This window comes from Nocardia ninae NBRC 108245 (genome assembly GCF_007990755.1).
GTDB classification, from domain to species: domain Bacteria; phylum Actinomycetota; class Actinomycetes; order Mycobacteriales; family Mycobacteriaceae; genus Nocardia; species Nocardia ninae.
Genome location: NZ_BJXA01000001.1, coordinates 186,562 through 198,875, shown reverse-complemented (window position 1 = coordinate 198,875; position 12,314 = coordinate 186,562). Strand labels below are relative to the sequence as shown.

Below are 12,314 nucleotides of genomic sequence, written 5' to 3'. Positions count from 1 at the left end.
TCCACCGATCACCGCTCGGCCCGCGTAAGGAAATCGCGCACCTTGGGCGAGTGGGGTTGTCCCCGGCGCATCGTCACTGCGGTGCAATCGGCGGCGCACAGTAGGACGCCCCGCATCAACCGCCCGGTCCGCAGCGCGGTGACCGCACCGATGCCCTGTGCCGCACCGTCACCACGGCGATCCTGTCGGTGAAACGGCGTAGACGTATGCCGCCCATTCGGAGGGCTACTGCTGCGTCGGTGCGGCATGCGTGAATTGCCGTGCCGCGCGGGGTTTCGCCAGTGTTTTCGGGTGCGGCCCGCCACCCGAATACCCAGCGCGCATACTAGATCCCTTGGGGCCGTTCACAATTGGAGGCCGACCGGGGTTGTGCAATGCGACGATTATCGCGCAGTCCGCCCAGCCGGCCGCCGCGACGCCGATACCGTGAAACAAGGCCATTCCGGACTCCGAGCACAGGGGGTCGCGATGTCGAACGAGGATCGTGCTCTCGCGGGTGTCGATCGCCGGGACTTCCTCACGCGGATGGCCTGGTTCATGGCCTGCACGGGCGCGGGCGCACTGGCGCTTGGCGCCATCGCATCCCCGGTGGCGCGTGCGAGCCCGTTCGCCGCCGTCGACGCCGTGGTGCTCGATACCCTGCGTGGGGTTTGCGTGATGGTGTTCCCCGGACCGGACGAATGGTCGCGGATGCAGGGCACGCCGCGGCCCGGGCCGGGTCCGATCGAGGCCGGGGGCGGTGAGTTCATGCGCGACCTGTTCGACAACTATTTGGCCGCAGGCGATCAGCTGACCAGACCGCTGGCCCTGGGTTTCGCCCAAGCCTTGGACGAGCTCGGCATACCGGCACCCCAACTGCTCGGTGTCACTCCAGAGCAAGGTTGGCGTATCGATCAGGCGCTGGGCTACCGCTACTCCGATCGGGTGCTGCCGCTGTCGGTTCTGCTGACGCTGGCGCTGAACTTCGGTGCACTGCTTGTCGCACCCGCCACCCTGGTCGGCCCGCTGGGATCCCCGTTCTCCCGGCTGAGCCTGCACGACAAATGCCGTGTCCTCGAACTGCTCGAACGCCCGATCCCTGCCCTGGTCTCGATCGTCGACCGCGCACTGCCCGGACCGTTGCGCGGCACCGGCACCGGATTCCTGCGCTTCGCGGGCGGGCTCATCCTCGAAGCCGCGGCCTTCAGCGTCTACTCCGAAATGGAGATGTTCGACCCGGTCGCGCGCACCGTGACCGCGCGGCCACCGTCGTGGGAGATCACCGGGTACCGCCCGGACGGGCTGGTCGAGGGCCAACCCGAACTGATCGGCTATTACCAAGGGCGCAGGGAGGTACCGGCGGATGCGTGATGTCATCGTGATCGGCGCGGGCGGCGGCGGCCCGGTGATCGCCGCCGAGCTGGCCGGGCGTGGACTGGATGTGCTGCTGCTGGAAGGCGGTCCGCGCCACGCCGCACCCCGATCGCAGTGGTCGCACGCGGAGAACGACGCCAACAATCCCAACGATGGTTTCCTGCGCTTCGGCCCGCAGGATCGCCGGAAACCGGGGTGGTTTCGGGAGTGGGCGTCGAACCTCTACGCCTGGCAACTGTCCGGAGTCGGCGGCACCACCGCCCACTATTTCGGCAACTGCCCCCGCCCGTATCCCGGTGTCTTCCAAGGCTATTCAGGTCAGGACGCCGCAGCCTACGATCGCGAGCACGAATTTCCCTTCAGCTACGCCGAATTCGTGCCCTACCTGGAGTGGGTCGAGGCGACCCTGCCGGTGCAGACCGCGGCCATGGGCACCAAGGAAGCACTCACCTTCCGCGGCTGCGAAAACGCCGGACTCTCCGTACAAACCTCACGCAACACCACCGGCATCGCCTTCCGGCCACAACAGAACGCGATCCTCCAGCCAGGCGGCAACGCCGGCCGCACCGACCGCGCCGATCTGCTCACCTACCCCGCCGCGACTGGCTGCACATTCTGCGGCCACTGCTTCCAAGGCTGCTACGAACCGATCCACGCGCCCCGCAACCTGGTCGCCAAACGCTCCACCGACAACAGCTACATACCGCTCGGTCTCGCCGCGGACGCGGTCCGCCCCGGCGGCAAACCGGTCGAGCTGATCGCGGATTCCTTCGCCACCGCGATCAACTCCCACCAACACGGCAACGAAGTGGTGGCGACCGGGGTGACCTGGCGCAACAACACCACCGGCGAACAATTCACCGAAGACGCCACGGCTGTGGTGCTGGCCGGCGGCGCGACCGAGAGCCCACGGCTGTGGTTCAACAGCGGCCTGCCCAACCCCAACGACTGGGTGGGCCGCGGCCACACCGACCATTTCCTCGACTGGGTCGTCGGCGCCTTCGACGAATACACCGGCAACTCCAAAGGCGCCAACTCCGCGGCCCGCATCGAATTCCCCGGCCACGGCGGCATCGAGAACGTCGGCCTCACCCCCGCCATCCAGGCCTTCTCGATGTGCCTGTCCGACAGCGGAGTTCGCGGGGTCTACGACAACGGCCGCGGCCCGACCGGCCCCTGGGACGGGCGCGCGGGCCGCCTGGTCGGCAACGAACTCCTGGATCTGCTCGCCGGCGGCATCGACCACCTGCTGAACTTCCTGGTCATCACCGACGACCACGTCGAACCCGGCAACCGGATCACCCCGTCGCTGTTCCCCGCCGACGAGAACGGCGCACCCGCCAAAATCGACGTCGCACGCCGGCAACGCAAACCGCAAACCCTCGCCAACCGTGAGTTCATGGCGTGGCGCGCCGCGGAGATCATGCGCGCCGCCGGTGCCAAGCGGGTCTACCGAATGGACTGGGCGCCACTGCTTCTGCATGTGCACTCCTCGATGCGCATGGGCACCTCGGCCGCGGACTCGGTCCTCGACGCCAACGCCGAAGCCCGCTGGGTCAAACGCCTCTTCATCGCCGACAACTCCGCCCTCCCCAACTCCCTCGGCGGCCCCAACCCCACCCTGTCCACCCAAGCACTCGCCACCCGCACCGCGGAAAAACTGTTCCAGCTCTACTTCGGCGGCGACCCCTGGGTCGACAAGGAAGCACCCATCGTCACCACCGACCCCCGCATCACCACCCGCCTGGCCCAACTAGGCCTCTAATCGAAATCGCCACGATGTCCCGTCAGTAGCGCGGTTGCATGATCAACGGGACACAACGGCGGGCTGTTCTCGCACTTTGCCACCACCATGTCCCGCTGATCATGTTCCTCTCCGGCGCAGCTGCTGGCCGCGTACTGGCCGGCGGGGTACATAGGCGAATCCCGAGACAGCACCACAGCAGTCCTCCCGCAGAAACTTTCGCCTGGCCCATCCCCGGTCGCGGAAGAGAAAGCCGGGAACCCCACCCAACGCGCTCAGCACTATCCGGGCATCGAACGACCGGGGTCAGCGCAGCCGGGGAGATCTCTGAGCGCGCGACCCCACGGCGGGTCTGCCGACGCGCTACGCCTCCTTGTACTTCCGCAAGTACTGCCCCGTCAGCGAGGTCGGGTGATCCAAGAGTTCGGCGGGGGTGCCGGTGAACACGACTTCACCACCCGCCTTGCCGCCGTCGGGACCCAGGTCGATCACCCAGTCCGAGTGCGCAACCACATCGAGGTTGTGTTCGATCACTACCACCGTGTTGCCGCGGTCCACCAGACCATCGAGCAGGGCGAGCAAGGTGTCCACGTCGGACATGTGCAGGCCGGTGGTGGGTTCGTCGAGCACGTAGATCGAGCCGGTGTTCTGCAGCTGGGTGGCGAGTTTGATCCGCTGACGTTCACCACCGGACAGGGTGCTCATGGCCTGGCCGAGACTCAGGTAGTCCAGCCCGACCTCGTTCATGGTGCGCAACTTGGCATTCAGTGCTTTCTCCGAGAAGAACACCAGCGCCTCTTCCGCGGTCAACTCCAGCACGTCGGCGATCGACTTGCCGCGCAAGGTCAGTGCGAGCACGTCGTCGGAGAAGCGGCGGCCGTCGCAGGCATCGCAGTGGGTGGTCACCGGATCCATGTAGGCGATCTCGGTGATGATCACCCCGCGACCCTCACACTGCTTGCACGCTCCCGCGGAGTTGAAGCTGAACAGCCCCGGCGACTCCCCGGTCGCCTTGGCGAACAGCTTGCGGATCGGATCCATCAGCCCCAGGTAGGTCGCGGGCGTCGACCGCGAGGACGCGGCGATGGCCGACTGGTCGACGAAGATCGCCTCGGGGTGTTCGACCACGAACACATCCCGGATCAGGCTGCTCTTGCCGGAGCCGGCCACCCCGGTGATCGAGGTCAGGATGCCGGTCGGGATCCCGACGGTCACATCCTTGAGGTTGTGTAGATCGGCGTGCTCGATCAGCAACTCACCCGTGGCCGCCCGGAAGGTGTCCTTCACGCGGAACGGCCTGCGCAGCCCGGCGCCGGTCGGGGTGTCGGCGGCCCGCAGCTCGGCGAAGCTGCCCTCGAACACCACCTGCCCACCGTGCAGGCCCGCGCGCGGCCCGACATCGACGACGTGGTCGGCGATCTGGATGACGTCGGGGTCGTGCTCGACCACGAGCACCGTGTTGCCCTTGTCCCGCAACGCCTTCAGCAGATCGTTCAACCGGCCGACGTCGCGCGGATGCAGCCCGACGCTCGGTTCGTCGAAAATGTAGGTCATCCCGATCAGCGTGCTCGACAGATGCTTGATCATCTTCAGCCGCTGCCCCTCACCACCGGACAACGTCGAGGTCGGCCGGTCCAGGCTCAGATAGCCCAGCCCGATGTCGGCGACCCGCTGCAGCGAGGTCCGGATCGCGGCGGCCAGCCCGACCGCGGCCGGATCGGTGATCTCGTCGAGCACCACCATCAGGTCGGTGATCTGCAAGCCGGCCCAGTCGGCGATATTGCGGCCGTTGATCTTCGTGGCCAGCGCCGCCGCGTTGAGCCGGGCGCCGTGACAGGTCGGGCAGATCCCCTCGGTGAGGAACTGCCGCATCTGCTCGCGGGTCTTCTCGCTCAACGTGGAGGTGTCGCGTTGCAGCCTGGTACGGGTGAACTTGGTGGCGATGCCCTCGTAATTGGCCTTCCAGGTGCCCTTGGCGAAGGTCAGTTCCACCTTGCCGCCGGAGCCGTGCAACAGGTCCTCGAACTCCTCGGCGGTGTAGTCGGCGAGTTTCTTGTCCGGATCGAACCGGCCCGAAGTGCCGTAGAGCTGCCATTCTCCGCTGCCGACCCCGTAGCCGGGCAGCAGGATCGCACCCTCGTTGAGCGACTTGGTCCGATCCAGCAGCCGATCCGGATCCGCGCGCACCGTGATACCGAGGCCGTCGCAGTCCGGGCACATGCCCTGGGGCACGTTGAACGAGTAGTTGTAGACGAAACCCGCTGAGGGCGAACCGAATCGGGCGAACATCGCGCGCACCATCGAGAAGATGTCGGTCATCGTGCCCACCGTCGAGCGCGGGCCACCACCGACGGGCTGCTGGTCGATGATCACCGGTGCGGTCAGATTCTCCATCGCCTCGGCGTGCGGGCGTTCGTAACGGGGCAAGAAGTTCAGGATGAACGCCGGGAACGTGGCATAGAGCTGGCGCTGGGACTCCACCGCGATCGTGTCGAACACGATCGAGGACTTGCCGGACCCGGACACTCCGGTGAACACGGTGATCTTGTTCTTGGGGATTTCCAGCGACACGTCGCGCAGATTGTGCTCGCTGGCTCCCGCGACCCGGATGACATCGGTGGAAACAGCGGATTCGGCAAAAGGCATACCGACACCTTGCCATCAGATACCGACATTTTGTGCGGGGAATTGTGATGCAGATCACACTACATTTTTACTCTGCCCCCTACCCTCATGGCGTGCGTGACGATCCCTACTGGAACCACAACACCCACTACCACCGCTGGCTGCTCGCGCGGATCCCCGCTGACGCCCGCACAGCGCTCGACATCGGTTGCGGGGACGGCCTTCTCGCCACCAAGATCGCCCGCCGCGGCCTCACCGTGCACGGCGTCGACGTCGACCCCGCCATCCTCGCCGCGGTGCCGGCCACCCCGAACCTCACCGTCGAGAAGGCCGACTTCCTCGACCTCCCAGGCACTTTCGACTTCGTCACCGCCGTTGCGAGCCTGCACCACGTGCCACTGAAGGACGGCCTCACCGCACTGCGCCGCCTCGTCGCCCCCGGCGGCACCCTCGCCGTTGTCGGCCTCTGGAAGTTCGCTCTGCGCACCGACTTTCCGTACCTGGCGCTGTTGCCGGCCATCGTGGCCATCGACACCCTGCACCGCCCGAAACTGGCCGACCCCGGCGCCGCGATGCGCGACCCCGGCGACACCTATCGCGAGATCCGCGCCGCCGCTACCGAAATCCTGCCCGGCGCCCGGATCCGCCGCCGCCCGCTGCTGCGCTACACCCTGCTCTGGCACAAACCCGCCCAGGTGACCCCTCGCTAGCGATACTCCGCCGCGATACAGTCGTGGTATGCCATCGTCTCGGGAGCCGAAAACGCGGAAGGTCACCGTCACGCTGCCCGAAGAACTCGTCGCGACGCTCGAGGGCTGGCGCGCGGGTGGCCGGATCGAATCGGTGTCGGCGTTCGTGTCCGAGGCGGTCCAGGGCCGGATCAGCCGGGCGCAGTCGCTGGCCAAGCTCGAACAAGTCCTCGGTGGCCGCCCGCCCCTGGATCTGATCAACCGCGCCCGCGCCGTGCAGGGTCTACCGCCGTTATCCGAGGAGGAGGCTGGCAGTCCGCACGCCGGCGCCGCGTGATCTCCGCGGCCCTGGGCGGTGTCGTCTTCGACACCGCCGCCGTCATCGGGTTCGCCAACCAAGCCAACTACGCCCAAGCCGTCGTATGGGCGACCGTGAACGCGGGCAACACCATCGTCGTGCCCGCCACCGTCCTCGGCGTGGCCCGCGCCCACATCCCCGCCGACCGGCTCGACATCCTCGCGGCCCTGCTCGAACTGCCACACACCATCGTCCCGGCCTTCGATCGCGCCGCCGCCGACCACCTCGGTGCCGTGCTCGCGGGCAGCTCCAACGCCGAAGCCCTGCTGCCCGCCGGTCACGCCACCCACGAGGCCATCGCCCGCGACTGGCCCTGTCTCACCGCACGCCCGAAAAAGCTGCGCCAGCTCGACTCCCGCGTCATCATCGACCCGCTACCCTGACCCGCCACTGCGACCGGGGCACGGACCGCCTTCCCCGCAACCCGCGGCCGGCTCGGCGGCAATCACCGAGCCGCTACCGCCCGCGCCGAACCCACTGCGCCTGACCGCCCGGCTCCACACGCACACTTTTGATCTCCCGCAAACGGAATGGCATGCGATTCGGTCTGCGCCACATCGAAAGTGTGCGTTGCTACGTCCGGTTCAGCGCAACAGCTCGATCACCGGCGCGAACTGCTCCATGCTGTGCTCGAGCACGGTGATATAGCTGAAGCCATAGCGAGCACGGTGCGCGCGGACCCGCTCGGCGATCTCCTCGGGCGTACCGATCAACAACGTCGGCAACTCTTCGGGATGGTCGGCTACATCGTCGGGCAACGCGGGACCGAACAACTCCAGCACCGCGGCGCGTTCCTCCGGCGGTACCACCCGCTGGATCAGGATGTTGAACTCCACGCTGTCGGCGCGCTTACCGAGCAGGCCCCGCACATACTCGACCTTCTCGGCCATCTCGCCGATCCCGGCCAGGTGCAGCGGGCCACCGTTCTCCGTCGCCGACGCGCCCGGGAACGCGATGATGTCGGCATGCTCGGCGGCCAGGCGCAGCAGCCGGTTGCCCCAGCCTGCGAGCAGCAGCGGCGGCCCGGACGGCTGGGCGGGGCGCGGCTGATATTCGGGGTCGGAGAACAAAGTGCGCAGCGTGGTGACCGTGCGCGCCAGATGGTCGACGCGCTTGCCGCCGCTCTCGAAAGGGATACCCGCGGCCTCGAATTCGGCCTGCACATAGCCCGCGCCCAGACCGATCTCCACCCGCCCATCGGTCAGCTGGTCGGCACCGGCGATATCGCGGGCCAGTAGCACCGGGTTGTAGAACGGGGCGTTGAGCACGAAGGTGTTCAACCGCACCCGTTCGGTCGCCTCGGCGGCCAGGATCATCGACGGGAACGGCGCGGGGCACCCCAGATGGTCGGCCACCCCGATCACGTCGTAACCCAGTTCCTCGGCCCTGCGGCACTTTTCGATCCAGTAACTCCGGGAATCCGGCGCCACCATGTTGACACCGAACCGGAATGGACGCTGTGCGGTCACACCGTCCTGTCTACCAGCAGGCGGCGCGGGGCACAGCAGGCGCGGCCATCCCGGCGGCGGTCCCCGATCTGCCCTACAGTGGACGCCAGAGATTTGCTGCTCTCCCGCTCATGCTCCGCCACCTGATCCGAGAGGGGTAACCAGATGACTGAGCTAGATCCCGTGGTGCAGGAATTCGTGGACGCACTCAACGCCAACGACCAGGACCGCCTCTTCGCCGCGCTCACCGACGACGCGACCATGTCCGACGACGGCAAGGAACGCAATGTCAAGCAGTGGACCGACTCGGAAGTCTTCGGCAGCAACGGCCACATGCAGGTCGAGTCCATCGGCGACGGCGGCACCGAACTCGTCGCCGACTACACCAACTCCCGCTGGGGCTCCATGCGCACCAGCTGGCGCTTCACCGTCCGCGACGGCAAAGTAGCCCGCTTCGAGACCGGCCAAGCGTGATCGTGCGCCGAGATGCGCACATTGTCTCGGGATCTGCACTGCCTAGGGGCGCCCGTAGTCAGTGCGGATCCCGAGAGACAGTGCGAAGGGGCCTTGCCCGGGCGGTACCGATCTTGACATCCTGAGCCTCGTGTTCGACGCGCCCCGTTACGGAACGGGCTCCCTGGCCGATGTGTTCCCTTCGCTGCTCGCCGGTTTCGGCGTGCCCGGCGAGATCGATCGGCTCGGGCTGGGCATCACCGCCGACCGGGTGTGCGTGCTGCTCATCGACGGGCTCGGCGCGCACGCACTGGCCGCCCACCCCGCTGCGGCACCGTTCCTGTCGGGCCTGGCCTCGACCACGCTGACCGCAGGCTTCCCGAGCACCACCGCCACCAGTCTCAGCTCACTCGGCGTCGGCGTGCCACCCGGCGAACACGGCATCGTCGGCTACCTGCTGCGGATGCCCGGCCAGGAGCGCCTCGTCAACGCGCTGCGCTGGCAGCTACACGGCGATGGTCAGCGCGTCGACCTGCTCCGCGAGCTCGTTCCCGAGCAATTCCAGCCCACCGCAACGGTATTCGAACGCGCGGCGGCCCACGGGATCACCGTCACCCAAGTAGCCCCGAACTACCAGAACGGTTCCGGACTGACCCGGGCGTCCCTGCGCGGCTGCGAGTTCCGCCCCAACTTCTCCATCGGCGACCTGATCGACGGCATCGGCACCGCGATCCGCGCGGGCAGCCGCTCCCTGGTCTACGCCTACCACGCCGATCTCGACACCACCGGCCACGTGCGCGGACCGTCCTCGGCGGCCTGGCTGCTCGAACTCGCCCACGTCGACCGCCTCGCCGCCGAGATCGCCGAACGGTTACCACCCGGTGCCGCACTGCTCGTCACCGCCGACCACGGCATGGTCGAACTCGACGAACGGATCGACTTCGACAACCACCCCGAACTACGCACCGGCGTACAGCAATTGGGCGGGGAACCCCGGGCACGCCACGTCTACACCGAACCCGGCGCCACCCCCGACGTCGCCGCCGCCTGGCACGACATCCTCGGCACCGACTTCGCCATACTGTCGCGCGCCGAAGCCATCGACCGCGGCTGGTTCGGCCCCGTCGTCGCCCCGCACATCGCCGACCGCATCGGTGACCTCGTGGTCGCCGCCCGCGGCACCGGCGGCATCATCCGCAGCGGCGCCGAACCCATCCAATCGATCATGCTCGGACACCACGGCTCCCTCACCCCCGCCGAACTCGACGTCCCGCTACTCACCTTCCGTTCCTGAAGTCACGCGGGACTGGCGGCGACCCGCCGAACCCAGGCCGAGACACGCGGACGGTTGGTGGCTCTAGGCTGGACGCGATCACGCGGACGGCCGCGCGACGAAGCATCCAGGAGGAGCACATGAACGCCACGCTGTCACGGACCGGACGGACCGGCCTCGCGATCGCGGCGGTCGCGCTGATGCTCGCCGGCTGCACCGACGTCCAGCGCGCCCTCAACCGCGGCGGCGACACCCCGTGCAACGAGTACGTCAAGCAGAACCAGGACGAAAAGCGCATGACGATCACCAAATTCGTCAAGCAGCAGACCAACGACGAGCGCGAACCTGCCGGCACCGTCGTCGACGCGACCATGGTCTCGGTCGACCTGCTGTGCGGCGGCCAGCGCAACGCCGAAACCCCCATCAAGAACGCCGACGTCGCAGGCATTTTCATCAACAAGTGACCCATTCCGGCAGTCGATGCAACACCGCATCGACTGCCGATCAGGGGTGTGCGGCCACCCAGTCGTTCGCGCGCTTGCGCGATGCCCGCGACAACCACGCATCCTGAACGACCTCGGACAGCTCCCGATAGGTGAGCTCACCGATTCGACTGCCGCGCACCAGCACCGACGGATGACCGTCGAAATGCGCGGTGGTGAAGAACGGCGACTCCGGATCCTGCACCAGCGCCTGCTTATCGGACTCCGAGGGCACCCAGAACACGATCACATCGCTGTAGCGTTCCCCGGTCTCGGCGTCGAACGCATCCGGACGTGGCGTGCGAAAGAACACGAAAGACTTACCGCCGACCTGATACACGGCGTTGCCACTCGGCCCGTCGACCCGTGTCACATACGGCATGGCCGACGCCAGTTCGTGCACGTCGGCGACCCGGGCCCGCCGCGAAACGGTAGCCATCCCAGCAGCATAGCGACGCACCCCGGCACCGGCGCGCATACCAGCCGCGCATACTGTGCGCGGCAAACGCACCCGCCACGCCGAGGCGACACGACCCCAACCAATGGGGACCGTTCGGTTTGCCGTCAATCCCTCCCGTTCCGGTCGTGCGTACGCCAGAATGAGAGAGCGAATGTGAGCTCACACGACGATGGGGTTTCCCAAGGTGGCACAGTTCCGCACCCTGACCCAGCAGCGGGCCGAACTGGAGAAGGAATGGGAGCGCTGGGCTACGGCTCCGAGTATCGCCACGCCCCCGCCCCGAACGACCTTGCTACGCACCGACGTCGCCCGCTCCTGGCAGCGTTCGCTGCACAGCGTCGACCCGTCGGTCACCGTCGCGCCCGGCCTCGACGACATCAGCGACACCTGGGCGCGCTCGCCGCTGCGCACCCCGATCACCGAACTGTCGAGTGACCTGCGCGGCATCACCGAGGACGCGGGCTATCTGGCCGTGGTCACCGACGCCGACGGCACCATCATGTGGTCCTGCGGCGACCGCACCCTGCGCAGGCAGGCCGAGAACGTCAACTTCGCCCCCGGCGGCTGCTGGGACGAATCCCACATGGGCACCAACGGACTCTCCCTCGCACTGCACGACGACCGCGCCTGCTCGGTGTTCTCCGCCGAACACCTCGTCGCCGCCCTGCACGGCTGGGTCTGCTACTCCGCACCCATCCACGCCCCCGACGGCAGCCAGGTCGGCGTGCTCGACCTGTCCAGCTCCTGGGACCGCTCACACCCGGCCGTGATGACCTCGGTGCGGGCCCTGGTCACCGCCGTGGAAACCATGCTGCGCGTAGCCGAACCCGCGCCGACCCCGGGCGTGCGCCTCGAATGTCTGGGTACCGCACGGCTGATCCGCGACGGCCGCCCCGTCCCGCTGCCGCCGCGCCAGCTCGAGATCCTGGCCCTGCTCGCCCTCGAACCCGACGGCTTCACCCCCGAGCAACTGCACGCCGCCGTCTACGGCGACCGTGCGGTGTCCACCAGCACCCTCAAAGCCGATGTCTCGCACCTGCGCCGTGCCACCGGCGGCGAGATCACCAACCGCCGCTATCTGTTGACCGGCCCGGTCGCCTGCGATGCGGTGGACTTGCTGGCCGCCGTCGCCGCCGGGGACACCACCTCGGCGGTGTGGCTCTACCGCGGCCCGCTGCTGCCCGGCTCGGACACCCCCGGCGTGGTGCAGTGGCGCGCATATCTCGATGTGGGCGTGCGCAATGCGGTGCTGGCCAGCGACCGCGCCGAACACGCGGTGGCCTTCGGTGAACGCGCACCCGGCGATATCGAGGTGCACGAGCACGCGCTGCGGCTGCTGCCCCTGGACGACGTGCGCCGCGCCGTGGTCGCTGCCCGGTTGCACACCGCGATGCACAGCTGAACCCCTCGTGCGCCAGGTTGACCTGCG

Annotated in this window: 12 protein-coding genes; 9 read left to right on the top strand and 3 right to left on the bottom strand. The window is 67.8% G+C overall.

The window, feature by feature from the left end:
• Positions 1 to 468: 468 nt before the first annotated feature.
• Both NN4_RS00940 and NN4_RS00935 read left to right on the top strand, forming a co-directional pair.
• Positions 469 to 1,350, top strand: a complete 882-nt coding sequence (locus NN4_RS00940) for a hypothetical protein (protein ID WP_147128009.1) — start codon at positions 469 to 471, stop codon at positions 1,348 to 1,350.
• Positions 1,343 to 3,118 carry a GMC family oxidoreductase N-terminal domain-containing protein gene (locus tag NN4_RS00935; protein WP_147128008.1) on the top strand — a complete coding sequence of 592 codons (1,776 nt, stop codon included), beginning with the start codon at positions 1,343 to 1,345 and terminating at the stop codon, positions 3,116 to 3,118. The genes NN4_RS00940 and NN4_RS00935 overlap by 8 nt, the downstream gene beginning before the upstream one ends.
• A 342-nt stretch (positions 3,119 to 3,460) precedes the next feature.
• Here the strand turns inward: NN4_RS00935 and NN4_RS00930 are convergent, their stop codons facing one another.
• Complete coding sequence (locus NN4_RS00930) at positions 3,461 to 5,743, bottom strand: ATP-binding cassette domain-containing protein (RefSeq protein ID WP_147128007.1); 2,283 nt, start codon at positions 5,741 to 5,743, stop codon at positions 3,461 to 3,463.
• Between the two features lie 92 nt (positions 5,744 to 5,835).
• Between NN4_RS00930 and NN4_RS00925 the strand changes: the two genes are divergently transcribed.
• Genes NN4_RS00925 through NN4_RS00915 form a run of 3 tightly spaced genes read left to right on the top strand, consistent with a single transcriptional unit; the run spans position 5,836 to position 7,152 of the window.
• On the top strand, positions 5,836 to 6,432 hold the full coding sequence (locus NN4_RS00925; protein WP_246180631.1) for a class I SAM-dependent methyltransferase: 597 nt from the start codon (positions 5,836 to 5,838) through the stop codon (positions 6,430 to 6,432).
• A gap of 28 nt (positions 6,433 to 6,460) precedes the next feature.
• Positions 6,461 to 6,748: a ribbon-helix-helix domain-containing protein gene (locus NN4_RS00920; RefSeq protein WP_135231041.1), complete on the top strand. Its 288-nt coding sequence runs from the start codon at positions 6,461 to 6,463 to the stop codon at positions 6,746 to 6,748.
• Entirely contained in the window at positions 6,745 to 7,152 is a 408-nt protein-coding gene (locus tag NN4_RS00915; RefSeq protein ID WP_147128005.1) for a type II toxin-antitoxin system VapC family toxin, read from the top strand. The genes NN4_RS00920 and NN4_RS00915 overlap by 4 nt, the downstream gene beginning before the upstream one ends.
• A gap of 201 nt (positions 7,153 to 7,353) precedes the next feature.
• Here NN4_RS00915 and NN4_RS00910 read toward each other — a convergent pair whose 3' ends face one another.
• Positions 7,354 to 8,238 (bottom strand): LLM class F420-dependent oxidoreductase, encoded by an 885-nt coding sequence (locus NN4_RS00910; protein WP_147128004.1) that lies wholly within the window; start codon positions 8,236 to 8,238, stop codon positions 7,354 to 7,356.
• Between the two features lie 144 nt (positions 8,239 to 8,382).
• Here NN4_RS00910 and NN4_RS00905 point away from each other — a divergent pair, with 144 nt between their 5' ends.
• The 3 genes from NN4_RS00905 to NN4_RS00895 all read left to right on the top strand — a co-directional run bounded on the left by NN4_RS00905 (position 8,383) and on the right by NN4_RS00895 (position 10,407).
• Positions 8,383 to 8,691: a nuclear transport factor 2-like protein gene (locus NN4_RS00905; protein ID WP_147128003.1), complete on the top strand. Its 309-nt coding sequence runs from the start codon at positions 8,383 to 8,385 to the stop codon at positions 8,689 to 8,691.
• 130 nt (positions 8,692 to 8,821) lie between these two features.
• On the top strand, positions 8,822 to 9,964 hold the full coding sequence (locus tag NN4_RS00900) for an alkaline phosphatase family protein (RefSeq protein ID WP_147128002.1): 1,143 nt from the start codon (positions 8,822 to 8,824) through the stop codon (positions 9,962 to 9,964).
• A gap of 119 nt (positions 9,965 to 10,083) precedes the next feature.
• Positions 10,084 to 10,407, top strand: coding sequence for a hypothetical protein (locus NN4_RS00895; protein WP_107656676.1), 324 nt, complete (start codon positions 10,084 to 10,086; stop codon positions 10,405 to 10,407).
• A 40-nt stretch (positions 10,408 to 10,447) separates the two neighbouring features.
• Here NN4_RS00895 and NN4_RS00890 read toward each other — a convergent pair whose 3' ends face one another.
• Entirely contained in the window at positions 10,448 to 10,864 is a 417-nt protein-coding gene (locus NN4_RS00890; protein ID WP_147128001.1) for an MmcQ/YjbR family DNA-binding protein, read from the bottom strand.
• Between the two features lie 190 nt (positions 10,865 to 11,054).
• On the opposite strand from NN4_RS00890, the gene NN4_RS00885 reads away from it, so the two are divergent.
• Positions 11,055 to 12,287, top strand: a complete 1,233-nt coding sequence (locus NN4_RS00885) for a transcriptional regulator (RefSeq protein WP_135231031.1) — start codon at positions 11,055 to 11,057, stop codon at positions 12,285 to 12,287.
• Positions 12,288 to 12,314 lie beyond the last annotated feature (27 nt).

Bases quoted from the DNA above. Each gene is read 5' to 3' on its own strand.
- NN4_RS00930 (WP_147128007.1), bottom strand. From the start codon at position 5,743: ATGCCTTTTGCCGAATCCGCTGTTTCCACCGATGTCATCCGGGTCGCG.
- NN4_RS00940 (WP_147128009.1), top strand. From the start codon at position 469: ATGTCGAACGAGGATCGTGCTCTCGCGGGTGTCGATCGCCGGGACTTC.
- NN4_RS00920 (WP_135231041.1), top strand. From the start codon at position 6,461: ATGCCATCGTCTCGGGAGCCGAAAACGCGGAAGGTCACCGTCACGCTG.
- NN4_RS00890 (WP_147128001.1), bottom strand. From the start codon at position 10,864: ATGGCTACCGTTTCGCGGCGGGCCCGGGTCGCCGACGTGCACGAACTG.
- NN4_RS00885 (WP_135231031.1), top strand. From the start codon at position 11,055: ATGGGGTTTCCCAAGGTGGCACAGTTCCGCACCCTGACCCAGCAGCGG.
- NN4_RS00935 (WP_147128008.1), top strand. From the start codon at position 1,343: ATGCGTGATGTCATCGTGATCGGCGCGGGCGGCGGCGGCCCGGTGATC.
- NN4_RS00895 (WP_107656676.1), top strand. From the start codon at position 10,084: ATGAACGCCACGCTGTCACGGACCGGACGGACCGGCCTCGCGATCGCG.
- NN4_RS00905 (WP_147128003.1), top strand. From the start codon at position 8,383: ATGACTGAGCTAGATCCCGTGGTGCAGGAATTCGTGGACGCACTCAAC.